22 protein-coding genes and 1 tRNA gene are annotated in these 25982 nt (G+C 51.7%); 16 read left to right on the top strand and 7 right to left on the bottom strand.

Annotated elements, in window-relative coordinates:
• Positions 1 to 81: 81 nt before the first annotated feature.
• Positions 82 to 152, bottom strand: a tRNA-Gln gene (locus IPM31_18850).
• 54 nt (positions 153 to 206) lie between these two features.
• Complete coding sequence (locus IPM31_18845; protein MBK9009032.1) at positions 207 to 548, bottom strand: hypothetical protein; 342 nt, start codon at positions 546 to 548, stop codon at positions 207 to 209.
• 247 nt (positions 549 to 795) lie between these two features.
• Here IPM31_18845 and IPM31_18840 point away from each other — a divergent pair, with 247 nt between their 5' ends.
• The 12 genes from IPM31_18840 to IPM31_18785 all read left to right on the top strand — a co-directional run bounded on the left by IPM31_18840 (position 796) and on the right by IPM31_18785 (position 12263).
• A complete protein-coding gene (locus IPM31_18840; protein ID MBK9009031.1) occupies positions 796 to 2466 on the top strand; it encodes a glutamine--tRNA ligase/YqeY domain fusion protein in 1671 nt (556 codons plus the stop codon).
• A gap of 49 nt (positions 2467 to 2515) precedes the next feature.
• Positions 2516 to 3346: a hypothetical protein gene (locus tag IPM31_18835; GenBank protein ID MBK9009030.1), complete on the top strand. Its 831-nt coding sequence runs from the start codon at positions 2516 to 2518 to the stop codon at positions 3344 to 3346.
• 355 nt (positions 3347 to 3701) lie between these two features.
• Positions 3702 to 5447, top strand: a complete 1746-nt coding sequence (locus IPM31_18830; GenBank protein MBK9009029.1) for an ABC transporter ATP-binding protein — start codon at positions 3702 to 3704, stop codon at positions 5445 to 5447.
• An 89-nt stretch (positions 5448 to 5536) separates the two neighbouring features.
• Positions 5537 to 7345, top strand: a complete 1809-nt coding sequence (locus IPM31_18825; protein MBK9009028.1) for an ABC transporter ATP-binding protein — start codon at positions 5537 to 5539, stop codon at positions 7343 to 7345.
• Positions 7346 to 7851: 506 nt separating this feature from the next.
• Positions 7852 to 8256, top strand: coding sequence for a nuclear transport factor 2 family protein (locus IPM31_18820; GenBank protein MBK9009027.1), 405 nt, complete (start codon positions 7852 to 7854; stop codon positions 8254 to 8256).
• Between the two features lie 99 nt (positions 8257 to 8355).
• Positions 8356 to 8682 carry a helix-turn-helix domain-containing protein gene (locus tag IPM31_18815; protein ID MBK9009026.1) on the top strand — a complete coding sequence of 109 codons (327 nt, stop codon included), beginning with the start codon at positions 8356 to 8358 and terminating at the stop codon, positions 8680 to 8682.
• Positions 8663 to 9043 (top strand): winged helix-turn-helix domain-containing protein, encoded by a 381-nt coding sequence (locus tag IPM31_18810; protein ID MBK9009025.1) that lies wholly within the window; start codon positions 8663 to 8665, stop codon positions 9041 to 9043. The genes IPM31_18815 and IPM31_18810 overlap by 20 nt, the downstream gene beginning before the upstream one ends.
• The gene (locus IPM31_18805) at positions 8995 to 9426 is read left to right on the top strand and encodes a transposase (GenBank protein MBK9009024.1); all 432 of its coding nucleotides are present in this window, start codon (positions 8995 to 8997) and stop codon (positions 9424 to 9426) included. Before IPM31_18810 ends, IPM31_18805 begins: the two co-directional genes overlap by 49 nt.
• A 53-nt stretch (positions 9427 to 9479) precedes the next feature.
• The gene (locus IPM31_18800) at positions 9480 to 10892 is read left to right on the top strand and encodes an RtcB family protein (GenBank protein MBK9009023.1); all 1413 of its coding nucleotides are present in this window, start codon (positions 9480 to 9482) and stop codon (positions 10890 to 10892) included.
• Positions 10893 to 10946: 54 nt separating this feature from the next.
• Positions 10947 to 11576, top strand: a complete 630-nt coding sequence (locus IPM31_18795) for an adenylate/guanylate cyclase domain-containing protein (protein ID MBK9009022.1) — start codon at positions 10947 to 10949, stop codon at positions 11574 to 11576.
• 46 nt (positions 11577 to 11622) lie between these two features.
• A complete protein-coding gene (locus IPM31_18790; protein MBK9009021.1) occupies positions 11623 to 11853 on the top strand; it encodes a hypothetical protein in 231 nt (76 codons plus the stop codon).
• Complete coding sequence (locus IPM31_18785; GenBank protein MBK9009020.1) at positions 11853 to 12263, top strand: putative toxin-antitoxin system toxin component, PIN family; 411 nt, start codon at positions 11853 to 11855, stop codon at positions 12261 to 12263. The genes IPM31_18790 and IPM31_18785 overlap by 1 nt, the downstream gene beginning before the upstream one ends.
• A 71-nt stretch (positions 12264 to 12334) precedes the next feature.
• On the opposite strand, the gene lysX is transcribed toward IPM31_18785, so the two are convergent.
• The 5 genes from lysX to IPM31_18760 form a co-directional block, all read right to left on the bottom strand.
• Positions 12335 to 13222, bottom strand: a complete 888-nt coding sequence (lysX, locus tag IPM31_18780) for a lysine biosynthesis protein LysX (protein ID MBK9009019.1) — start codon at positions 13220 to 13222, stop codon at positions 12335 to 12337.
• 138 nt (positions 13223 to 13360) lie between these two features.
• Positions 13361 to 14374 carry an isocitrate/isopropylmalate dehydrogenase family protein gene (locus IPM31_18775; protein MBK9009018.1) on the bottom strand — a complete coding sequence of 338 codons (1014 nt, stop codon included), beginning with the start codon at positions 14372 to 14374 and terminating at the stop codon, positions 13361 to 13363.
• A 3-nt stretch (positions 14375 to 14377) separates the two neighbouring features.
• Positions 14378 to 14887: a 3-isopropylmalate dehydratase small subunit gene (locus IPM31_18770; protein ID MBK9009017.1), complete on the bottom strand. Its 510-nt coding sequence runs from the start codon at positions 14885 to 14887 to the stop codon at positions 14378 to 14380.
• An 89-nt stretch (positions 14888 to 14976) separates the two neighbouring features.
• Complete coding sequence (locus IPM31_18765; GenBank protein ID MBK9009016.1) at positions 14977 to 16239, bottom strand: 3-isopropylmalate dehydratase large subunit; 1263 nt, start codon at positions 16237 to 16239, stop codon at positions 14977 to 14979.
• Between the two features lie 55 nt (positions 16240 to 16294).
• Complete coding sequence (locus IPM31_18760; GenBank protein ID MBK9009015.1) at positions 16295 to 17677, bottom strand: Lrp/AsnC ligand binding domain-containing protein; 1383 nt, start codon at positions 17675 to 17677, stop codon at positions 16295 to 16297.
• Positions 17678 to 18243: 566 nt separating this feature from the next.
• On the opposite strand from IPM31_18760, the gene carA reads away from it, so the two are divergent.
• From carA to argH, 4 genes are all read left to right on the top strand, one after another.
• Complete coding sequence (gene carA / locus IPM31_18755; GenBank protein ID MBK9009014.1) at positions 18244 to 19398, top strand: glutamine-hydrolyzing carbamoyl-phosphate synthase small subunit; 1155 nt, start codon at positions 18244 to 18246, stop codon at positions 19396 to 19398.
• Positions 19399 to 19550: 152 nt separating this feature from the next.
• The gene (carB, locus tag IPM31_18750; protein MBK9009013.1) at positions 19551 to 22808 is read left to right on the top strand and encodes a carbamoyl-phosphate synthase large subunit; all 3258 of its coding nucleotides are present in this window, start codon (positions 19551 to 19553) and stop codon (positions 22806 to 22808) included.
• A 314-nt stretch (positions 22809 to 23122) separates the two neighbouring features.
• Positions 23123 to 24394: an argininosuccinate synthase gene (locus IPM31_18745; GenBank protein MBK9009012.1), complete on the top strand. Its 1272-nt coding sequence runs from the start codon at positions 23123 to 23125 to the stop codon at positions 24392 to 24394.
• A gap of 117 nt (positions 24395 to 24511) precedes the next feature.
• A complete protein-coding gene (gene argH / locus IPM31_18740; GenBank protein MBK9009011.1) occupies positions 24512 to 25960 on the top strand; it encodes an argininosuccinate lyase in 1449 nt (482 codons plus the stop codon).
• The last annotated feature ends 22 nt before the right edge of the window (positions 25961 to 25982 follow it).

Raw genomic sequence — 25982 nt, 5'->3', positions numbered from 1 at the left:
CTGTTGTACTCGAAAGTTTCGGGGTTTTGATTAATTCTTGCCAAGAAAAAAAGACCCTCATACGAGAGTCTCTTCTTTGTGCTGGGGAGCCTGGATTCGAACCAAGATACCATCCTCCAGAGGGATGTGTCCTGCCGTTGGACGACTCCCCAATTCAATTTTCCAGCGGGCGGTATTGTAGCATGGCGGGAAAGTTCGGGCAAGCCTTATTTGCGCGCGGTGCGCCGCGTGTTATCTTCCACATCGAGCATGATGAGCAGAACTTTTGACACAGCCTGCAAGCCGAAGAAGTAGAAGACGCCTGGGAGAAGTTGAGTTATGAGTGGAGAGAACATGTTCAATCCCATCAGGAAGCCCATGCCTTTGTCGCCCATCATGCCGTTAGTATATTGGGAAAGGAACAACAAGATTTGAAACGACCACGTCAACACATAGACCGTGAGCGTGACCCACGAGAGAATGTCTGCCCAGCGCGACAGTTTGAGAACTCCGTCACGGTCGAAGTACGCGCCGAGAAATTTTTCTTGCTTTTCGTTTGATTCAGTCATATCAGCCTCCAAGTGAGATTATAAGCGGATTTGATTCACAGTATTTTTTGTGTAGGGCGTGCGCCAAAGGCGTCTAACGCGCCAGTTTGCGTAAAAGCGACATGAATGTCGCGTTACGGAAACCTGCGGAACGTTTTACGCTTTGTTATAATTGCCAGACGCCGCAAGCGGGAAAAAAGTTTCCCAAGCCGAATCAGGCTGAACGTCGAAGTGAAGCGAGTATTTCATCCAAGAGAAGAGATCGAGAATGAGTCCCGAAGAATCTACACCCTCTGATTTTATCCGCGAAGCCGTCAAAGAAGATTTGAAAAACGGACGCTTCAACTACGTCCGCACGCGCCTGCCGCCTGAGCCGAACGGCTACCTGCACATCGGACACGTCAAGGCGTTTATGATTGATTATCTTGTCGCGAAGGAAAACGGCGGCGAGTTGGTGTTGCGGTTCGACGATACGAACCCGACCAAAGAAGAGACGGAGTTCGTGGAGGCGATTGAAGACGACGCGCGTTGGCTGGGCATCGAGTGGGCAAAGGTAACGTATGCGTCGGATTATTTTGACTTGCTGTACGAATGGGCGCAGAAACTTGTGTTGGCTGGCAAAGCATACGTGGACGATCAGACTCCCGAAGAGGTGAGCAAAAATCGCGGCACGCTGACCGAGGCTGGAAAAAATTCTCCGTTCCGCGAGCGCGACGCGGAAGAGAACATGGACTTGCTCGAACGCATGAAGAACGGCGAGTTCCCCGATGGCTCGCGGATTTTGCGCGCCAAAATTGACATGGCGCATCCGAACATCAACATGCGCGACCCTGCCATGTATCGCATCATCCACGCGCCGCATCACCGCACAGGCGACAAGTGGAAAATTTATCCGATGTACGATTGGTCGCATGGACAGAACGACTCGATGGAAGGCATTACCCACTCGTTGTGTTCGCTCGAATACGAAGATCATCGTCCGTTGTACGAGTGGTTCTTGGAACAACTCGATGTGTTCAAACCGCGTCAGATCGAGTTCGCGCGGCTCAACATGAATTACACCGTGATGAGCAAACGCAAACTTCGCCGCTTGGTCGAAGAGAATCATGTTTCAGGCTGGGACGATCCGCGTATGCCCACGTTGCGCGCGATGCGTCGGCGCGGATACACGGCAGAAGCCATTCTCGATTTCATTCGCCGCGTAGGTGTGGCAAAAAATTACAGCGTCAGCGATGTGTCGTTGCTTGAAGCGTGCGTGCGCGAAGACCTCAACAAGACTTCGCTTCGCCGCATGGCAGTGATTCGTCCACTGAAAGTGATTATTGATAATTACCCCGATGCTCTCGTCGAAGAGATGGACGCGGTCAACAACCCCGAAGACCCGAACGCTGGGACGCGCAAAGTCCCGTTCTCGAAAATCATTTACATCGAGCAGGATGACTTCCGCGAAACGCCGCCGCCGAAATATTATCGTCTGTTCCCTGGCAACGAAGTGAGATTGCGCTACGCATATTTCATCAAATGCACGCATGTTGTGAAGAACGACGCGGGCGAAGTGATCGAGGTCCACGCCACGTATGACCCGTCCACGCGCGGCGGCGACTCGCCCGATGGTCGCAAGGTGAAATCCACCATCCACTGGGTATCAGCCGTCCATGCGAAAGAAGCGGAAGTCCGCATGTACGACCGACTCTTCTCGAAGGAAAATCCCGAAGAAGGCGAAGAGGGATTCCTCAACTGTTTGAATCCGAACTCGCTTGAGATTCTCACGGGAAACGTGGAGCCGTCTCTCGCCGCGCCTGAGGCTGGTTCGCGCTATCAGTTCGAGCGGCTTGGATATTTCTGTGTGGATAAAGATTCAACGCCCGAAAAACCCGTGTTCAACTTGACGGTGAATTTGAAGGATGCGTGGGCGAAGATCGAGAAGAAGGGAAGTTGACAAGAAGGTTTTCCAACACAAACGCGCATTAGGATCAGAGGAGAAACTCATGGCTAGTTGGCTACAGCAAGCTTTTCAAGAAAACACCATCTTGTGGCTCTTTTTGTCATCAGTTGTTGGCGGCATCATTGGCGCTTCAACAAAATTCATCTTTGATGTTGTGCTACCTCAAAGGGTGCAACGAGGACGAGAAGCAATAATAGCCAAAAGAAAATATGCATCTCCGATTCTTCATACCGCAATAGCGTTACGAGACAGAGCTGAAAACATCATTAAAAACATACACGTAATCGAAGAAGAATCCTGGTTTCCTGCAAACGACAACACAGAAAAGTATTACTACATGAGCACTCTTTTTGTCGTGGGTCAGTTTTTTGGGTGGGTACAAATCTTAAGACAAACAATCGTGTTTCTAGATTTTACGACAACGACAGAAACGCAAAAATTTGAAGGATTTCTAACCATGATTGAAAATGGATTTACCAATCCATCGTTATTAACCCAGGCCAAGACTGGTATTCCTAAACACTCCAAAGATAAATGGATTCACAAATATCAACTCCAAGCAATAGCCGCGTCAATGATCGCACGCGATGATCATGAGTATCGAATCATAGACTACGCAACATTTTGCAAAATGTACACCAAGCACAGTGACAACGATTTCAAAGACTGGTTTTTTCATTTGAGCCAGTTGTTTTTAGGTTTGAAGGCTGATGATGAGAGACTTAAGCGTATTACAATAATCCATGCTATTCTAAATTCTTTTATCAGTTACGTTGATCCTAAACATTTACAAGCCGATATAGATCCATTCTACTGGGACAATCTTTCAGCTCAAGAAGTTCAGAAAATCAAGGGTATGATAGAAAGTGTCTAAATCAGGTCGATTCAAGATATTTTATGGGGGTTTCATCCTTGACAACACCTCCCCCTCTCATGTAAACTCCGAGCGCAATCAAATCCCAAAGAAAGGAGCGCACGACCGATGATGTTACGCACGAAAAACGATCCGATCCAAAACTTCATACCTTCTCGAAGTGCGCCCTGTGACCGCCCCTAGACGGTCTCTTCCTGTGTCCTCCCAGCCACGGTGCACCTCGCATCGTGGCTTTTTTGTTGCTACTTTCAGACAATGGACGATAGACCATAGACCATTTTCATCGTCCATTGTCCAGGGTCAATCGTCAACCCACAACTTGGCAACCTGAAACTTGAAACTTGGAACCTGAAACATGAATCTCTCCTTCTCCGCCTACTACCGCCTCCTCGCCTCTCACATCCGCCCCCAGCGTGGACGATTCACCTTGCTTGCCATTTTGTTATTCGGCAGTATCGGCTTGCGGATTTTCGCTCCTCAAATTATGCGAAAGTTTATTGATTCCGCATTGGCTGGCGAAGCATTGCAAACCCTCACATGGACCGCGCTCGCCTTCATCGGCATCGCGTTGATTCAACAAGTCGTTGCGATCGGAGTCACATGGCTGGGCGAAAACGTCGCATGGACAGCCACCAACGCCCTCCGCGCCGAACTCGCCGAACATGCCTTGCATCTCGACATGAAATTTCACAACGACCACACGCCTGGCGAACTCATCGAACGCATTGACGGCGACGTGACCGAACTGGCGACGTTCTTTTCGCAGTTTGCGTTGAACCTCATCGCCAACGGATTTCTCCTCGTTGGCATCCTCATTGCGTTGTTCATCGAAGATTGGCGCGCGGGGCTGGCGTTCACGGTCTATTCGTTCCTCACCATTTTCATCCTCGGCAAAGTGAAAGACATCGCCGTGCCTCATCAAAAAGCGCGGCGTGAAGCCGAAGCGCAATATTACGGCTTCATCGAGGAACAACTCTCAGGCACCGAAGACATCCGCTCCAGCGGCGCGGTCGGATTTTCCATCCGCGAATTGTTCCGTCATCAAGGCGAGATCCTCAAGCACAATCGCAAGTCGCATTTCAAAAGATGGATCATCGAAAACGCGATGGGGCTCGCCCTCACCCTCGGCACACTGCTCGCCATCGTCAGCGGTTACTGGCTGTTCACCGCGAGCGTCATCACCATCGGCACGGTCTATCTTTTCGTGCATTACATCAACCTGCTCGAAGAACCGTTCTGGGCGATGACTCACGAGATCGAAAGTTTTCAAACCATCGGCGCGTGTGTCGAGCGATTGACCGAGTTCAAGGCGTTCAAGCCTGAGACTCGCAACGAAGCGGGCTTGGATGTGGACTCGCATCCGATTCAGTTGACATTCGACGATGTGACGTTTTCCTACAATGGCGACGACGCCGTCCTCACACGCCTCTCTTTCGACCTTCGGGCTGGTTCTGTTTTGGGTCTGCTTGGTCGCACGGGAAGCGGAAAGACCACCATCGGACGGTTGATCTTCCGTTTGTATGACGTGAACAGCGGCGGCATAAAAATCAACAACGCCGACATCCGCGACCATCACCTCCACTCGCTTCGCCGCGACATCGCCATCGTGACTCAGGATGTGCAGTTATTCAAAGCCTCCGTCCGCGAAAACCTGACCTTCTTCGACCGCGCGATCTCCGATGAAAAAATCATCGCCACCCTCGAAGAACTCGAACTCGGCGACTGGTACGCGAGTCTGCCTCAAGGGTTGGACTCCGTCCTTGAAACGGGATCAAGGTCGCTGTCCGCGGGCGAAGCGCAATTGCTCGCCTTCACGCGCGTCTTCCTGAAAAATCCAGGCTTGGTGATCCTCGACGAAGCCTCCTCCCGCCTCGATCCCGCCACCGAAGTCAAACTGGAGAACGCGATTGACAAACTGCTGAAAGGTCGCACCGCCATCATCATCGCCCACAAACTCGACACCCTCCACCGCGCCGACAACGTGTTGATCCTCGAGAAAGGCAACATCCTCGAATACGGCGACCGCAAAGCGCTGGCATCCGATTCAACATCAAGGTTTTATCAGTTGCTCCAAACTGGAATGGAAGAAGTTCTGGCATAGACATCAACCTCAATTCTCTAATTCTCCAATTCTCTGATGTCTGCAACCAATCTCTAATCTCCAGTCTCTAGTCTCCAAAGGCTTTCAAAATGACCGAATCAACCCTCACCCAACAAGAACTCAACACCCCCTCCCTCCCCGCGTGGAAAGTTATCTGGGAGATGATTCGATTCCGCCCGTGGCTCGACTTCATTGACCTCCTCAGCGTGGGAGTCTTCCGCTTTTGTATGCAAGTCGCGCCCGCGCTCATCATCAAAGCCTTCTTCGACATGCTCACAGGCACAGCGACATTGACCTTCGGCATCTGGGGGATCGTCGCGTTCCTCGCGGCAACATGGCTCGGACGTGTCGTCGGCGGTTACGGCTTTTACTACGCCGACGTTCCCATCTTCTCCGAGATGAACACGCTGATAAGAAAAAATCTGCTCACGCACATCCTCAAACGACCAGGCGCGTCGCAACTCCCCGATTCCGCTGGCGAAGCCGTCAGCCGCTTCAAAACAGACGTGGATCAAATTCCGTTGTTCGTGATCCTCGTCAACGACATCCTCGTCGGCGTCGGCATCATCGCCTATTCGATTTACTTGATGGCGCAGATCAGCGTATCGGTCACGATCATGGCGTTGATTCCGCTCATCATCGTCGGCATCGTCGCCAACATCGCCACCAAACGGATCGAACATTATCGCGCCGCCTCGCGTCAAGCCGCGGGCAACGTCTCTGGATTCATCGGCGAATTTTTCGGCGCAGTGCAAGCCATCAAGGTCGCCAACGCCGAAAGAAACATCACGAAACATTTTCACAAGATCAACGACGAGCGCCGCGTGTTCGCCGTCCGCGAAAAATTATTCGACGACGTGCTCGGCTCGATCTATCGCAACACGTCCACGCTCGGCACGGGCGTCATCCTCATCCTCGTCGGTCAGACCATGCGCACGGGCAACTTCACCCTCGGCGATTTTTCGCTCTTCGTCTACCTCCTCAACAGCATGGGCGACCTCACCACCTTCGCGGGCATGTTGTGGGCGCGCTACAAACAACTCGAAGTCTCCGTCAAGCGGATGTATCGCCTCATGGAAAACGCGCCGTTGACCGCCCTCGTCGAACACAGCACAGTGGATTTTTCCGCGCCGTTGCCAGATGTGACGTACGCGACAAAAACCGCTTCAGACCGACTGGGCGAGCTGGTCGCAAGCCATTTGACTTATCACTACCCCTCTTCGACGAACGGCATCGAGAACGTTTCGCTGAAAATCAAGCGCGGCTCGTTGACGGTCATCACTGGTCGCATCGGTTCTGGCAAGACGACTCTGCTCCGCACATTGCTCGGACTCCTCCCCGCCGACTCTGGCTCCATCAAATGGAACGGAGACATCATCACAGACGCGGGCAACTTCTTTATCCCTCCGCGTTGTTCGTACACGGCACAAGTCCCGCGTTTGTTCAGCAACACCCTGCGAAATAATATTTTGCTCGGCATGAACAAAAGCGATGACGAAATCTACGAAGCGACAAAACTCGCCGTGATGGACCGCGACCTCGAACAACTCGACGACAATCTCGAAACGATGGTCGGCGCGCGCGGCGTCAAACTTTCTGGCGGACAAATGCAACGCACCGCCGCCGCACGCATGTTCATCCGCGAGCCCGAACTCGTCGTCTTCGACGACCTCTCCTCCGCCCTCGACGTGGAAACCGAACGTCAACTCTGGGAGCGCATCTTTGAATCAGGCAAAGAAATGACCTGCCTAGTCGTATCCCACCGCCGCCCGCTCCTCCGCCGCGCCGATCACATCATCGTGCTAAAAGACGGCAAAGTAGAATCCGAAGGCACGCTTGATGAATTACTAGTCACAAGCCAGGAAATGCGCGAGTTGTGGAAGTTGGAAGAAGCATAATGTCGTTGCGAGGAGGCTCGCGCTGAGCGGAGCGAGTGATAACGAGCGCAGACGAAGCGTAGCCGACGAAGCAACCCCTTCCCGCGAGGAGATTGCTTCGCCACGAAGAACAAAAGCGTGGCTCGCAACGACATGAAACATGAAACAACATTCAAATCCCGAAGGGATGCAACGATTGTAGAAAATCAAATACACGAGTCCAAATCCCGAAGGGATGCAACGATTATAGAAATCGAACACACGAATCCAAATCCCGAAGGGATGCAACGATTGTAGAAAATCAAATACACGAGTCCAAATCCCGAAGGGATGTAACGATTATAGAAATCACGCGCATGAATCCAAATCCCGAAGGGATGACATAGAATCGCGTGATCCATGACACCCCTTCGGGGTTGAACAATTCAACCGTTGCGCTCTATAATCATTTGACCCCTTCGGGGTCAAGCGCGTAGTGCGCTTCGTGTTCTTCGTGGTAAAAGGTTTTTATGAACACCTCAAATGAAATGATACGCAACGCACGAGAAAGATTCAACAAAGCGATTAAAACCAAAGACGCGGCGACGATTCGCATGCTGCTCGCGCCGACGTATCACATCGTCACAGGTCGCAGTGACCAATTTCACGGCGCGGACGAAGAGGCGGCGCGTTGGGCGTCTGTGTTCCAATCCGATCCGACGGCGATCTACGTCCGCACGACGCGCGAAATCACGGTCAACGAAGCGTGGGGCTTGGCGGAAGAACTTGGCAACTGGAAAGGCAGTTACACCATCGACGGGCAATTGGCGAACGCCTCAGGAGTGTATTCCGCTAAATGGCAAAGAAAGACAAACGGAGATTGGGTCTTGCAAGCGGAAATGTTCACAACCATCGAATTCGATGAAGGTTGTGTACCGCCTGATGAAATTTAGTACCGCGACATTCATGTCGCGTTTGCACAGGGCGACATTTTGAACATTAACAATTTATTCTGACATATACTAAGCGTGCCGAAACGGGAGGCGGCGGACATGAAAAAGTATCATCTCCAAATCACAGAGGCGGAGCGAGCCAGTCTGAACCGCTGGCTAAAGAACCCTCCCAAGCCGTATTTGCGAGAGCGTGCCCGTGCGATTTTGCTGGTGGCAGACGGTCAGGAAGGGCAGGCAGTGGCCAAACACTTGCGGGTTCGCGTGCATCGTACCACGATTGGCGAGTGGGTCAAACGCTTTCAAGCCGAGGGTGTGGCCGGGTTGAAAATCAAAACAGGTCGAGGTCGAAAGCCAATCTTTTTCCCCTCGGCCCACAGAGCAGGTGCAAGCCGAGGTGGAGCGCGTCTTGCACCGCACACCGTATGAATTTGGCGGCCAGCGAGTGCGCTGGCGGTTACAGGATGTGGGGCGTGCCTTGGCTTGGTTGCAAGGCTGTAGTGTACCTGGCATTTACAAAGTTTTGAAACGTCTGGGCTTTAGCCGCAAACAAGCTTTGGGATTCATCCACAGCCCAGATCCAGCGTACCAAGCCAAATGGAAAAGGATTTTGCAGGCGTTTGAAGAAGCAGCGCACCACCCGCAGACTACGGTGATCTTGTTCATGGATGAACTGACTTACTTTCGTCGTCCCGCAAAAGCGCCAACCTATCATGCGCATGGCAAAACCCAACCAAGGCCATGGATGCACCCCAGTACAATGCACAAACCAGAGTGGTCGCTGTTTTGAACGGGATCACGGGTCGGGTGACTTATTTGCAACGCACCAAGATCGGCAAAAAGGAACTTCCCCGCTTCTATGCCCAAGTGCGCGCCGCTTATCCGCAGGCGCAACGCATCTATCTGGCTCAAGATAATTGGCCGGTTCACAAACTGCCCGCAGTTCTCGAAGCCTTGCATGCTCAGCAACTTACACCCCTGTTGTTCCCGACTTACGCCTCCTGGCTCAATCCCATTGAAAAATTATGGAAATGGCTGAAGCAGGAAGTGTTACACCTCCATCGCTGGGCAGACCAAGTGAACCAATTGCGATTTCAGGTCCTTGCTTTTCTCGACCGTTTCTCTCACGGTTCTGAACCGCTCTTACGCTATACCGGCCTTATGTCAGAGTAATTTGTTAATGTTCAACATGTCGCGCCACGTGAAAGAGAACAACTATGGACATCATCACAGGAAAAACCCTGAAATATCACAACTGGCAGGATGGAAAAGTTATCGGGCTGGCAAAGGATGCTGGCAACAAACTCATCGAGCAGGGCATGGATCGCGACGCGGCGCTCGCGCAGTTAGATGCGGTGCGGAATAACCCAGGCGAATTCTTAGCCAATGCAACCTTTGCCGATCTCGCGCGCGAGTGCATCCGCCTGAATCAAAAGGACGAGCCGCAACCGAGCGATTTACGCGAATCGCCGCTCCCCTTCCCTATTTGGGGACGCGACCAGATCGACGCCGAAGCCATCAAGCAGATGGAGAATTCGATGCGCCTGCCTGTCGCTGTCACTGGCGCGTTGATGCCCGACGCGCACGTCGGCTATGGGCTTCCCATTGGCGGCGTACTCGCCACAGACAACGTTGTCATCCCGTACGCGGTCGGCGTAGACATCGCCTGCCGAATGAGACTTTCGATCTACGAAGTCTCGCCGATTCTCATCGGACAGAAGAAGGGATTGTTCGAAGAATCATTGATGAATGAAACCGCCTTCGGCATGGGCGCAAAATGGACAGGCGCAAAACGCGCGCAACACGCCGTGCTGGATGATGAGGCCTGGTACGCCACCGCGCAACTCAGAAAATTGAAAGACACCGCCATGAATCAACTCGGCACAAGCGGGACGGGGAATCATTTCGTCGAGTGGGGATCGTTTCGCTTGGATGAGGAAATGTTCGGGTTGAAACCAGGCGAATATCTGGCGTTGCTTTCACACAGCGGGTCAAGAGGGGTCGGCGCGCGAATCGCTGACAGGTTCAGCAAACTCGCCATGGAGAAACAGCCTGACCTTGATAAGAGCGTCCGTCATCTCGCGTGGTTGAATTTGGATTCAGAAGATGGTCAAGAATATTGGCTTTCGATGGAATTGGCTGGCAGGTTTGCATCGGCGAATCATTACATCATCCATAAACGAGTCGCGGCTTCGGTTGGATTGAAAGAAGTCGCGGTTGTAGAGAATCATCACAACTTTGCGTGGAGAGAAAAACTCGCGGATGGTCGTGAAGTGATCGTCCATCGCAAAGGCGCGACTCCCGCAGGCGAAGGAGTCTTGGGCGTGATCCCAGGCTCAATGGGCGACGCAGGCTTCGTTGTCCGAGGGAGAGGCGTGAGCGCATCGCTTGAATCCGCTTCCCACGGCGCGGGCAGGTTGATGAGTCGCAGAGCCGCGCTCAATTCCATCAGCAAACGCGAACGGGACGACTATCTCAAAGAGCGAGGCGTCACACTGCTCGGCGGCGGACTCGATGAGTCGCCGCAGGCATACAAGCCCGTGGACAAAGTGCTCGCCGCGCAAAGCGATCTGGTTGATGTGGTCGGAAAATTTTCGCCGAGAGTTGTAAGGATGGCGGACGAGGCGGGTGATATATAATACAGAGACCTCACAGGTTTATAAAACCTGTGAGGTCTACGACGAGAGGTAATCATGCCAACCAAACGCGCAAGCCCTGCAAAAAAATTTCAAGACCTGCTTCTCAAATATTCGCAAGCCGATGAATTCAAACTCCGCAAAACGCTGGAGCAAAAATTGTGGGACGGCTACGGCGAGGAGTTCGCGGTGTTCGTGCTGGACATGTCGGGCTTCTCACTGCTCACGCGCAAATACGGAATCGTGCATTACCTCTCGATGGTGCGGCGGATGCAGTTGACCACGCGCCCCATCGTCGAGTCGTTCGGCGGGACGATGATCAAATACGAAGCGGATAACTGCTTCGCGGTCTTTCCCGACCCGCTTTCGGCGGTGAACGCGGCGGTGGCGATGCAACACGCGTTCACCGCGTCGAACCTGCTCACCTCGGAAGATCTCGACATCCACATCGCTTGCGGCATTGACTATGGGCGCATCCTCGTCGTCGGACATAAAGACTGCTTCGGCGACCCCGTCAACCGCGCCTCCAAAATGGGAGAAGACGTCGCCGCCTCAGGCGAAGTGTTGATCACCAAAGATGCGATGGACATGATCCCCGCCGAAGCCAACATCAAAGCACGCGAGTTGAAGATTTCGATCTCGGGAATCGAAATCCCTGCGTTTGCGGTGGAGTATCGGAAAGAATAGAAGTGAACGGTTTAGAAACACTGTATAATCCAAATCGAGGTGAGCCATGACTACATTTGAACAAACACTTCTCCGCGAAGTTTCCACACTGCCTGAATCTCGTCAGGCGGATGTGCTGGCATTTGTCCGTTTTTTGAAGATCAGTCTGCCTGACAAAGAAAAAATCAGGTCTGAATTCAAAGACGCGCTGAAGGAAGCGCGGGAAACGGCTAAAAGACTCAACATCACGGAAGCGGATATTGAAGCCGAAATCCGCGCGGTGCGAGAGGGAAGGTAATGAAACGGGTTGTCCTCGACACGAACATACTTGTATCCAGCGCGTTGGGCGGCGCGCTGGTTTCAATTTTGGAGAAGTGGGACACAGGAGTGTTCACCGTTATTGTCACAACAAACATCGTAGATGAATACTTTGAGGTTTTGAATCGCCCAAAGTTTGAATTGAAACAGGAAGCCATAGACAAGATCGCTCGTTATATTTATCAATTTTCGGAGTTTGTCGCTCCAGAAGAGAAATTCCAGTCTGTTCAACCCGACCCAAAAGACGACAGATTCCTTGAAGCGGCTGTCGCGGGAAACGCCGATCTCATCGTCAGCGGAGACAAGCACCTTCTCGACCTAAAGAAATTTCGTTCCATTCAGATCATCACAGGGCGCGAGTTTTTGGATATGCTCGCAGAAAACGATTAACCACGAAACAAATTACGAAAATCAAAAACTCCGCGCCGATTTCATCAGCGCGGAGTTTCACTTTCCACTTTCTACTTACAACCTATCTCCCCTATTTCTTCGCCAAAGCAGAGATTACCTGCAAGAGCGCGTTCCAAAACATACTCGATCATCTTCTGTGGAATATTTACGCCCGTGGTGGAGATGCTGTTGCGAAATTCCATCGTGTGATTGACTTCGTTGATGGTGTATCCATTTTCGGTTTCAAACAGATCGAGCGCGAGCAAACCGCCGCCGATGGCTTGCGCGGCGCGTTTGCATAACTCCGCGATCTCATCGGTGACGGGGCAGTTGGTGGCGATGCCGCCGCGCGCGGTGTTAGTGATCCAATTTTCGGAGGAGCGATAGATGGCACAGATACATTCATCGCCGACGACGAATGCGCGAATGTCTCGCCCAGGTTTGTTGATGTATTCCTGAATATAAAAAACTTGATGATTGACTCCGAGCGAAGATTTGTGTTCGATCAGGGATTCGGCTTGCGATCTGTTTTCGACTTTGGCGAGCAATCTGCCCCATGACCCGACGACGGGTTTCAGCACGCAGGGATAACCCAACGCATCAATCGCCCGTAGAGCGGATTCTTCGTCGAAAGCCATCAGCACTCTGGGAGTTGGGATGCCGTTCTTGGCGAGCAGTTGACTCGTCACATATTTATCGCCGCAAATTTCGGCGACCGCCGATGAATTGACGACGGGGACACCATGCGCTTCAAAGATGCGCGAGATGTACAGTCCGCGCGAATAAGAGATGGAGCGCTCGAACAGCACGTCAATCTCTGCGGGCGGTTGGTGGATGTCGAAGAATTGATCGCCGTCGTTGATGCGAACGACTTCAAGGTCGTCGCGTTTTTCCAATTCTTCCAATAGATATTTTTCTTCGGCGCGTAAACGGGTGTATAAAAATCCGATGCGGGTCATTTTGTCTCCTTTTATTCAACTCGGTGGTTGAGTAGTCGCGCTCTTGCTCTATGCGACGTATCGAAACCACAGTTTATAAATAATTTTCTGTTTGCATGTAACTTGTGGTCTCGATACGACACTCGCTACCGCTCGTGTCTACTCGACCACCGAGTACAAACGGCTTGTGACTTTTTCGGTCACTTCACTCGTTGTCAAACTGCCGCCCAGATCGGGCGTGGTTTCTTTGTGGGCGATGCAACTCTCAACGGCGGTGCGTAATCTGTTCGCGGATTCGGCTTCGTTGAGATAATCCAACATCATGCTTGCGGCTAAAAATGTGGCGATGGGATTGGCTTTGCCTGTGCCGACCAGCGGCGGCGCGCTTCCATGCACTGGCTCGAAGACTGCGGCATTTGCGCCGATGTTGCCCGAAGCGGCGACGCCGAGTCCGCCGACGAACATGCAGGCTTCGTCGCTGAGAATATCGCCGAATAAATTGGTGGTGACGATGACCTCAAATTGCTCAGGTGCGCGGATGAGTTCCATCGCGCAGGTATCTACGAGCATTTCGATCATTTTGATTTCAGGATATTCTTTTGCCACTTCCAACGCCACCGCGCGGAAGAGTCCGCAGGTTTGACGAAGCACATTGGCTTTGTGAACTACATGGACAGATTTGCGTTTGGTTTGTGTGGCGATCTCAAACGCCTTGCGGATGATCCGCTCTGAGCCTGCGCGGGTGATGACTCGTTCGGTGATGGCTTTATTGCCATCGTCTTCGACTCGCTCAACGCCTGAATACAAGCCCTCCGTGTTTTCGCGGACGATGATGAGGTCTATATTTGCTTTGGAGGATTCATGCGGAATGGAGCGGCAGGGTCGCAAGTTGGCGAATAAATCCAACGATTGGCGCATCCGCACGACGGGTGAAAAATAATTCGGGATGTTGGGCGGAGTAGTCACAGCGCCGAAGAGAGTCGCGTCAGCGTGGCGAATGGCTTGAAGCGTTGAATCAGGCAGAGGCGAGCCTGAACGTTGATATTCGCCAAATCCAATGCCGCTTTCCACAAAATCCCATTGAAGCGGAAGCGCCGATAAAACATCCTTTGCTGAAGCAATCACTTCGGGACCAATCCCATCGCCAGCCAGCAAACAAATTTTGTAATTCATCCTTCATCCTTCTGCATTCGCCATTAGGTCTTGAATGTCATGCGTTTTCAAAAAGTTGACGATGCCGCCCGCCTCCGCAATTTTCAAAACGAAATCAGGCAGGGCGCGCGCTTGATATTGATGCCCGTTGGTGCGATTGAGAATTTTTCCAGAAGACAGATCCACGTCAATGTCGTCGCCTTCGGTGATATCCGCAACGGCTTCGGGGCATTCCAAAATTGGCAAGCCGATGTTGATGGCGTTGCGAAAAAAGATTCGCGCAAACGACGGCGCGATAATACATTTCGCCTGTGAACCTTTGATGGCAATCGGCGCATGTTCACGCGAAGAGCCGCAACCAAAATTTTGCCCGCCGACGATCACGTCGCCAGGCTTGACAGTTTTTGCGTATTCAGGCTTCACTTCGCAAAAAACATTTTTTGCAAGTTCAAGCGGATCAATCGTAATGTTATAACGACCAGGGATGATTTCATCCGTGTTCATGTTTTCGCCAAATGTCCAGGCTTTTCCCATAAGAATCTCCTTCTTTCGTAGGTCAGGCTTGTAGCCTGACGCTTTTTATATTTTGATGAATGGCGGGTTAAAAACCCGCCCTACAAACTTCATTCTGCAATTTGCATTAATAGATTGCGCGGATCTGTAATTTTTCCAGTGAGCGCGGTGGCGGCGGCGGTGGCGGGACTCGCTAAATAAATTTCCGATAGCGGGCTTCCCATGCGACCGATGAAGTTACGATTCATCGTGGTCAATGCGCGTTCGCCTGGCGCAAGAATTCCGCCGTGACGACCAATGCACGCGCCGCAACCCGAACCCGTCACGGTGCAACCCGCATCCATCAAAATTTCGATCAAGCCATTCTTCAACGCTTTTTTGTAAATGCGGTCGCTGGCGGGCGTGACGATGACGCGCACAAGCGGGTTCACTTTTTTGCCTCGCAACATATTCGCCACAATTTCCAAATCTTCATAGCGCGCGTTCGTGCAAGTGCCGATATACACTTCATGCACATCCAAGCCTTCGACTTCGCTCAGCGGTTTGACGTTGTCCACATCGGGATGGCAAGCCACTTGCGGCGTTAAAGTTGAAACGTCAATTTCAAGGATGCGTTCATAGCGCGGATTGATCGGACGCAACGCTTCAAACGGACCTTCGGCTGGAGTCTGGCTTTCGAGATAGTTGATCGTCACTTCGTCCGCCGCGATCAAGCCGCATTTCGCCCCAATTTCAGTGGACATGTTTGGGAAAACGATTCGTTCGTGCATGGGCAGGTTGTCAATATATTCTCCGCCGAACTCCACCGAGCGATACGTGCCGCCGTCCATGCCGAGCAAACCCGCGATGTGAATCATCACGTCTTTGGCATAGACGCCGTGTTGCGCCTGTCCGCTTAATTCCACGCGAATCGTCTCAGGGACTTTGAACCAGCATTTGCCCGTCACCCAAGCCACGCCAATTTCAGTAGAGCCAAGCCCCGCGCCGAACGCGCCCATCGCACCATAGGTGTTGGAATGCGAATCCGCGCCGATGACGATTGCGCCAGGCGTGATGTAGCCTTCTTCGATCATCACCTGATGGCAAACGCCCTGATGCAAAAGATGCGGCAATTCCTGTTCTTTCACGAATTCAATGATCTTTTTGTGATTCTCCGCCGCCAAAATATTCGGGGCGGGGTAGGCGTGGTCAAAATGAATCACGATTTTGTTTTTATCAAAAATCGGTTTGCCAATATCGCGAAAGGCTTTGATGGCGAGCGGCGTGGTGTTGTCGTGACTCATAATGTAGTCCACGTCCAATAACAAAATTTCACCCGCTTGCACCTGCCTGCCCGCTTTGCGAGAAAAAATTTCTTCGACTAAAGTACCCATAGATTCTCCTTTTTATTCTGTATTCTTTATTCAAATATTCTGCATTCTTACTTCTTCATTTATTACTTCCGTTATATTTTTTCAAAACCATTTTCGTATCCGTCCGCTTCACGCCTTGCACAGTGCGGACTTCTTCGATCAGGTTGTTCAACGCCATCACATTTTCAACATTCACAAACGCGCTGATGTCAAAGTCGCCTGTGATTTCATAGACATTGGAGACGTTTGTCAACCCACGCATACGGCGGACGACCGATGAGGTGTACACATGCGACTCGACTTCGACCATCAACATCGCGCTGATGTCGCGGGGGATCACGTCGCTCTCTCTACCCGTCACCTGCTCGGCGATCTCCAAAATATCCGCGTCGAAGAGTTGTTTCCGTTCATCGCCGATATTTTTGATGCGCGAGACGATCACCTCCAACTCTGCGGCGCTGACCTCGATGCCGTATTCTTCCAAACGCGAAGCGACCGCGCTTTTGCCTGTGTATTTATCAATCACAATTTTTCGCTCGCGCCCAAGCAGGGCTGGATCAAACGGCTCGTAGGTACGCGGGTCTTTCAACACGCCGTTCGTGTGCACTCCGCTTTTGTGGCTGAAGGCGTTTTGTCCCGTGATGGGTTTATTTGGCGAAAGAAAGAAGCCAGAAATTTTTTCGAGATAACTGGAAAGCTCCATCAACGGTTGGATGTTATATTTTTGAATCCCTTCCAGGTTATGAAAAGATAAAATCGTTTCGGCTAAATCGGGGATGCCTGTTCTTTCTCCCAAACCGTTGACTGTGGTGTGGATGCAGTTTGCGCCCGCGCGAATCCCAGACATGGCGTTGGCTAAGGCGAGTCCGTAATCGTCGTGGCAATGCAAATCCATTTGACAGGGATGCAGAACCTCGCGCAATGCGGAGACGCGCTCGAACATGGTGTGCGGTTGCATGATGCCCAGCGTGTCGGCAAAGCTGATGCGGTCCGCGCCCGCTTCAATGGCGGCGTTGCAAATTTGAACGAGAAAATCAAACTCGGTGCGCGTCGCGTCTTCGGGCGTGTAGCGGACTTTGAGTCCCAAACTTTTTGCATAGCAAATATGCTCGCGGATGATTTCAATGGCTTGCGCTGGCGTTTTGTGCAACTTCTCGTCCAAATGAATTTTGGACGTGGCGTAAAAGATGGCGACGCGGTCCGCGCCGCAGGCTTTGGCGCGGTCAATGCCTGAGCGGGAGGCAATGCTATGGGCGACCACCTCAGCCCGAAGTCCGAGCGAGGCGATTTGTTCAATCGCATTTGCCACATTTTTTGAGACGGACGGATCGCCCGCTTCGATCATCTCCACGCCCACATCATCCAGCATTTGAGCAATGCGGATTTTTTCCTCCACCGTGAAGTTGACGTAAGGAGTTTGTTCGCCTTCACGTAAGGTTGTATCTAAAATTTCAAGCATAAAGTTTCCTTTGCAACGAAAATAAAAAGCGCCCTCCGTTGTCGGAGGGCGCTTTGGCGGTATACAGATAGATACAAAGAACTACAGCAAGTCCTTTTTCTGATTCTGTTCAACCGAAGCCAGCCCAATCCCGACAACCGAAGTTGTGGAGATGGGCTTGCGCTTTGATTTGGCTTCCATCAGAATACTTGCTTTATCTCTAAACATGATGGGGCGAATTCTAATCGTGATATGAAATATGTCAATGGTTTTGACGCGTCAATTTTCATTTTGGTTTTATATATTTGTCAGACATATTTTGTTTGATCGAATGATTAACTTCAGTTTTTTTGAATCGGTATCCTGTAAAAATCTTGACACACGCCATGTTGATAGTAGAATACCGCCCGATATGTTCGCGCAGTTTTCCATCCATCGTACCCGTCGTTCAAAACTAACTTTTCTCGAAAGGTTGGATTATTTTGATTTGACAGGCGCGATTCAGGATTGCATCGAAAATGTTAATTAAAAATAACCCTCCTTTGGAGGGTTATTTTTTTATGTGGAACTCACGAAAGGATTGACGCATGACCGCAACACTTGTATTGGAAGATGGAATCATTATTGAAGGCAAAGCCTTTGGAGCAAAAACAGACGCCGTGTTTGAATTGGTCTTCAACACCAGCATGACAGGCTATCAGGAAATTTTGACCGACCCCTCGTATCGTGGACAAGGCGTTTTATTTACAGTTTCACACATCGGCAATGTGGGCATCAATTTGGAAGATGATGAATCGGCAAAGCCGCAAGTTTCGGCGGCGGTGATTCGTTCACTGAGTCCTGTCGTCTCAAATTGGCGTTCGGCGCTTTCTTTATCTGACTGGCTTGCGCAACATCATGTGCCAGGCATCAGCGGCGTGGATACGCGTTGGCTCACTCGCAAATTGCGCGATGGCGGCGTTCAAAAAGCTGCGCTCTCCACAAAAGGAACATCGGCAAATGCGTTGTTGAAGCTGGCGCGAGCATGGGAAGGACTCGACGGACGCGATGTGGTCAAGGAAGTGACTTGCGCGGAGCCTTATCATTGGGTGGATGATGAGGGAAGCAAATGGATAGTAGACCATAGACCACAGACCATAGACAATGGAAAGAACATAGTCAATCGTCCATGGTCAATCGTCGCTTATGATTTTGGAGTTAAAGAAAATATCCTGCGGCATCTTTCAATTTACGGCGCGAATGTGACCGTCGTTCCAGCCGACACAACTGCGGACGAAGTTTTAGCATTGAGTCCCGATGGGGTCTTCCTCTCCAACGGACCTGGCGACCCAGCGGGTTTACCTTATGCGGTGAAGGCGGTCAGTGAATTGATTGCAAGCGACATTCCAATATTTGGAATTTGCTTAGGGCATCAATTGATCGGCAGAGCCTTGGGAGCGGATACGCACAAACTCAAATTTGGTCATCACGGCGCGAATCATCCCGTACAACATCTGCCCAGCGGGAAAGTTCTCATCACGGCTCAAAATCATAATTACTGCGTCACTGAAGGGGAGTTAAATAAAGACGAAGTGGAAATCACTTACAAAAGTTTGAACGACGATTCGTTGGAAGGGTTACGGATGAAAAACAAACCCGTCTTCAGCGTGCAGTTTCATCCCGAAGCCGCTTCAGGTCCGCATGACGCGCAGGATATTTTTGGAGAATTCTTTGGGATGATTGGGGATAAAAATGGAAAATAAAATTCAATCCAACTTCGATGGTCGAGTAGGCGGTGCTCTTCCGCCGTATCGAGACCATCAAGTTACATTCAAACAAAAAATAACTTGAAAAGCGTTGGTCTCGATACGCCCCTCAAAAAACATTCGGGGCTACTCGACCAACAGGGTATTTTATGAAACGCACCGATATCCACACCATCCTCGTCCCTGGCTCTGGAGCCATCGTCATCGGTCAAGCCGCGGAGTTTGATTACTCTGGCACGCAAGCCGTCAAAGCCTTGAAAGCGGAAGGCTATCGCGTCGTACTGGTCAATTCAAATCCCGCCACGATTATGACCGACCCCGAAATTGCCGACGCGACGTACATCGAACCGCTCACCCCCGAAGCGCTGGAAGCCATCATCGCGCAAGAAAAACCAGACGCCATGCTCCCCACCGTCGGCGGGCAGACGGGTTTGAATCTCGCGCTGGCATTGAGCGAAAACGGCGTGCTCGAAAAATACGGCGTGCAACTCATCGGCGCGAATCTCAATGCCATCAAAGCCGCCGAAGATCGTTTGCTCTTTCGTGAGACAATGCAAAAAAATAACATCCCTGTCCCGCGCGGCGGAGCGGCATATTCGTTGCAAGAAGCGGAAGAACTCGTCAAAGAAACGGGCTATCCCGTTTTAGTCCGCGCTTCGTTTGCGATGGGCGGCACGGGCGCGTCGTGGGTATATGAGTCGAATCAACTTGCCGAAGCGGTTCGCAGCGCCATTTCCGAATCACCCATCGCGCAAGCGTGGCTCGAAGAATCTGTTTTGGGTTGGAAGGAATACGAACTCGAAGTGATGCGCGATAAAGCGAATAACTTTGTCGTCGTCTGTTCGATCGAAAATCTTGACCCGATGGGCGTGCATACGGGCGACAGCATCACCGTCGCGCCCGCGCAAACGCTCACCGACCGCGAATATCAAATCCTGCGCGACCTTGCTCATCAAGTATTGTCAGCCGTCGGCGTGGAAACGGGCGGCTCGAATGTGCAATTCGGCGTGGACCCAAAAACGGGGCGCGTCGTCGTCATCGAAATGAATCCGCGCGTCAGTCGTTCGTCGGCGCTCGCGTCAAAAGCCACAGGTTTTCCAATTGCAAAATTGGCGGCGTTGGTTGCAGTTGGGTATACGCTGGATGAAATCACGAATGACATCACCAAACAAACCAAAGCCGCATTCGAACCGTCGCTCGATTATGTCGTCGTCAAAATTCCGCGCTGGGCGTTTGAAAAATTTCCAGGCGTGGATCCCACGCTCGGTCCGCAAATGAAATCAGTCGGCGAAGCGATGGCGTTGGGCAGGACGTTTCCCGAAGCCTTGAATAAAGCGATTCAATCACTGGAAATCGGCGTGGACGCGCTCGACGGTTCTGGGCCCAGCCGCGAGCTGGTTGCTGAACCTGAGACATTCGCCACGCTGAAAGTCCCCCGCGCCGATAGATTGTTCCGCGTGTATCGCGCCATTCAGCAAGGCATGAGTTTGGATGAAATCGCCAAAGTCACAGGTTATGATCTATGGTTTCTTGGGCAAATGAAAGAAATGCAGAAGTTAGAATTTAGAATGCAGAATGCAGAAGGTGGAATGCGGAATGCAGAAGGCGGAATGCAGAAAGCGGAGTTGAAAGCATTGTTGCATGAAGCCAAGCAAATGGGATTCGCAGACTCGCACATTGCGCGGCTCTTAAATTCTTCATTCTTCATTCAGCATTCTTCATTCCGTGAGTTACGCAAAAGTCTTGGAATATTACCTACATTTCAACGAGTAGACACTTGCGCCGCAGAGTTTGAAGCGCAGACGCCGTATCTCTATTCCGCGTATGAAATGGACGATGAATCACGCCCGACGGATCAGCAAAAAATATTGATCCTCGGCGGCGGACCGAATCGCATTGGTCAGGGCATTGAGTTTGATTATTGTTGCTGTCAGGCGGCGTTTGCCTTATCGAAGATGGGTTATGAAACCATCATGTATAACTGCAACCCTGAAACTGTCTCCACCGATTACGATACGGCGGACAGGTTATATTTTGAACCGCTCACATTGGAACACGTTCTCAATGTCATTGATAGAGAAAACCCAATCGGCGTGATCGTGCAGTTCGGCGGGCAGACTCCGCTCAACCTGGCGGCGGGACTCGAAGCGGCGGGAGTCAAAATTTTAGGCACCTCGCCCCATGCCATTCAACTCTCCGAAGACCGCGAAGCGTTTGCGAAACTGCTCAAAGAGTTGGGCATCCCCCAGCCTGAAAATGGAATCGCCCGCACGTTGGAAGAGGCGCGAGAAGTCGCCGAAAGAATCGGCTATCCCGTTTTAGTCCGCCCGTCTTTTGTGTTGGGAGGCAGGGCAATGGCTCTCGTGGATTCCGAAATCAATTTGGCAGGCTTCATTCAACAGGCGATTGAGGCGGCTCCTAATCAACCGATCTTGATTGATAAATTTTTGGAAGACGCTTTTGAAATTGACGTGGACGCATTAGCCGATGGCGAGCGCGTGGTTGTCGGCGCGGTGATGCAACACATCGAAGAAGCGGGCGTGCATTCGGGCGATGCCGCGTGCGTTCTGCCGCCGTATAAAGTCAGCGCGTATCATCAAGGCATTATGAGCGAATACACCGAACAATTGGGACTCGCGCTCGGCGTGCGCGGGTTGATGAACGTGCAGTTCGCGCTGAAAGATGAAATCGTCTATGTGTTGGAAGTGAACCCACGCGCCTCGCGGACTGTGCCTTACGCCAGCAAAGCGACGAGTTTGAACATGGCCTATATCGCCGCGCAAGTGATGGCTGGTAAAACGCTCGCAGAACTTGGCGTGACCGAAGAGCCGCAAGTGGATGGCTTCTTCATCAAAGAAGCGGTCTTCCCGTTCAAAAAATTGCCTGGCTCCAGTTCCCTGCTCGGACCAGAAATGCACTCGACGGGCGAAGTGATGGGACACGCCTCGCATTTTGGTCACGCTTTCGCAAAATCACAAACGGCGGCGGGACAAGCCCTGCCCGATGCAGGCGCGGTCTTGATCACGGTCAACGATTACGATAAAAGCGCGGGCTTGAAATTTGCGCGCGACATGCACCGACTGGGATTCAATTTATACGCCACGCCTGGCACAGCGGATATGTGCATGAAGGCGGGCTTGCCTGTGGAAGTAGTCGAGAAAGCGCAAGACGGTTCAACTCAAATCGTGGATTTGATCCGCGCGGGAAAGATTCAACTCGTGTTGAACACGCCGCTCGGTCCGCACGCGCACACCGATGGCGCCGAGATCCGCAAAGCCGCAATCGCCATGAACGTGCCATTGCTGACGACGTTATCTTCCGCCACTGCGGCGACTTCCGCCATTCAAGCCATGCGCAAGAAGGAATTGAAGTATCGCAGTTTGCAGAGTCACTATCAAATAAAATGATGATCGCATTCATAGCCATTGCCCAATTCAAAACTCTTCAAACGAATTTCGTTAAAACCATTGACACATTTCGCAATGCGGGTAGAATTCTGCGCAATATGTTAGCCAAAGCGTTCGCGCCGCGTATCCGTCGTTCGAAGCGTACCTCAACTATAAGGTTGGGTTCTTTTTGTTTGAATGATGGAGCGGTAAGCGCAAGCGCGCGCTGACACACGCATAAGTCAACCAAAACAGCCCACCTTGAAAAGGTGGGCTGTTTTTATTTTGCGTAGCGCCGACTTAAGTCGGCATTACCGTATCACAAGGAGCATGAAATGAAATCGAAATCAAAACCGCAAGTGAAGAAAGTCGTCCTCGCCTATTCTGGCGGGCTGGATACGTCTGTGATCGTGCCGTGGTTGAAAGAAAACTACGGGTGTGAAGTGGTCTGCTTTTGCGCGGATGTGGGGCAGGGCGACGAAGACATGCGCGGGCTGGAACAGAAAGCCATCAATAGCGGCGCGAGTCAGTGCATTATTCACGACATGAAGGAAGAGTTCGCTTCGGAATATCTTCTTCCCATGTTGAAGATGGGGGCGGTGTATGAACACAAGTATTTATTGGGCACGTCGGTTGCCCGTCCTTTAATTGCAAAACATTTAGTGGATGTCGCTCATCAAGTGGGCGCGGACGCGGTGGCGCACGGTGCGACAGGCAAGGGGAACGATCAGGTGCGTTTTGAATTGACCGTGATGGCGCTCGATCCGCGTTTGAAGATCATCGCTCCGTGGCGCGAATGGGATATCCGCTCGCGGGAAGATGCGTTGAAATACGCCGCGAAACATAACGTGCCAGTGACGGCGACGATCAAATCCATTTACTCGCGCGATTCAAACCTGTGGCATCTTTCGCACGAAGGCGGCTTGCTCGAAGACCCGTGGAACGAACCCGAAGAAGCCATGTATCAAATGTCCGCTTCGCCAGAGAGCGCGCCCGATGAAGCGCAATATGTGGAGATCGAATTTGAAAGCGGCAATCCAATTGCGGTAAATGGCGAAAAACTTTCGCCCGCAAAAATTGTGGAAAAGTTAAACGCCATCGGCGGCGCGCACGGCATCGGGCGCGTGGACTTGGTGGAGAATCGACTCGTCGGCATGAAATCGCACGGCGTGTATGAAACTCCAGGCGGCACGATTCTGTTGTATGCGCATCGCGAACTCGAATCGCTGGTGTTAGACCGCGAGACAATGCACTTCAAAGAAATGGCGGCGGTGAAATATACCGAACTCACTTACAACGGTTTATGGTTCACGCCGTTGCGCGAAGCGCTGGACGCGTTCGTCAATGCCACGCAAGGTCCCGTCACTGGCATAGTCAAACTTAAATTATATAAAGGCAACATCATCACGGCTGGCAAAAAATCTCCGTTCAGTTTGTATCGCGAAGATTTCGCAACCTTCGGTCAGGAAGACGTCTACGATCAAAGCCACGCCGAAGGATTCATTCGCTTGTACGGACTCAGCCTGAAAGTGCGCGGCTTGAACGGCTTGCCCGTTTCAGGTCTCGATATGCCCAAGCCTGATTATTCGAAGTTTAAAAGGGATTGATTTGATGTCGTTGCGAGGAGGGCGCTCTTCCCGACGAAGCAATCTCCAACGATGAGGAGATTGCTTCGGGCATAGAACAAGAACGCCCTCGCAATGACATGACATAAGGAGCAAACTATGACTCTCTGGGGCGGACGTTTTTCAACCAAATTAAATCAACAAGCCTGGGATTTGAATTCATCGCTTGCGGTGGATCAGCGTCTCGCGCTTCACGATATTGATGGGAGTCTGGCGTGGGCGCAGGCGATTCATCAAGCGGGCATTCTTGCGGATAAAGAGCACGCTTCCATCGCCCTTGGGCTGGATACCGTCCGAAAAGAATTTTCTCAGGGACAGTTTACCTTCGCCGCCTCCGACGAAGACATCCACACCGCCGTTGAGCGCAGGCTGACCGAGTTGATTGGCGATGCGGCGGGCAAACTGCACACAGGCAGAAGCCGCAACGATCAAGTGGCGACCGATTTCCGTTTGTGGATGTTGAGCGCCATCCCTGAATTGCAAGCCGCTTTGAAAGATTTGCAAACTGTTTTAGTGGAGAACGCCGAAGCGGCGCTCCCTCATCCCCAACCCTTCTCCCAAAGGGAGAAGGGAGTCCCCTCTCCAACGGGAGAGGGTAAGGGTGAGGGTGAGGGTGCAATTCTCATGCCTGGCTACACTCACTTGCAGAGAGCGCAACCGATTCTGTTGGCGCATTGGTGGCTGAGTCATGTTCATCCTTTGCAAAGAGATATGGAACGATTGAACGACTTGACGAAGCGAGTCTCCGTTCTGCCGTTGGGGAGCGGCGCGTTGGCGGGCGTGCCGTTTGAGGTTGATCGAAGCGCGTTGGCAAAAACGCTGGGCTTTGCGGAAGTTTCTCAAAATAGCATGGATGCCGTCTCTGACAGGGATTTCGCGGCGGAATATCTTTTCTGCGCGACGATGATTGGCGTTCACCAAAGCAAACTCGCGGAGCAAATTGTGTTATTCACCAGCGCGGAGTTTGGCTTCTTCGAGTTAGCCGATGCGTTTTCAACGGGATCGAGTTTGATGCCGCAGAAAAAGAATCCTGATGTGTTTGAGTTGACCAGAGGCAAAGCAGGCACGTTATTGGGTTTACTCACTGGCTTGCTCGCCACACTCAAAGGTTTGCCTTCGACTTACGATAAAGATTTGCAGGAAGATAAAGCGCCCGTCTTTCAGGCGACCGATACGTTGTTGGTGATGTTGCCTGTGATCGCCGAAGCCCTGCGAACGATCACAGTGAAACCTGAACGGATGCGAGACGCGATTGACTCATCCATGCTGGCGACGGATTTGGCGGATTATCTGGTGAACAAAGGCGTTCCGTTTCGCAAGGCGCATGAGGCGGCGGGGAGAGTCGTCCGCGTGGCGGGGGAGGGGAATGTGCGGATGGAGAAAATGCCGCTCGAAGCGTATCAGGCTATACGTCCAGAGTTTGAGGCGGATGTGTATCAAGCCTTTGACCTGCTGAAATCCATCGAAAAAAGAAATGCGATTGGCGGCACGAGTCTCAAGTCAGTCAAAATGCAGATTGCAGAATGCAAAATGCAAAATGCGGAATAGTAAATAGTGCAGAAAATTTTTG

The organism is Candidatus Defluviilinea gracilis (assembly GCA_016716235.1).
Taxonomy (GTDB): domain Bacteria; phylum Chloroflexota; class Anaerolineae; order Anaerolineales; family Villigracilaceae; genus Defluviilinea; species Defluviilinea gracilis.
Note: the sequence above shows the minus strand (reverse complement) of the source record. Positions and strands in the feature narration are given on the sequence as shown.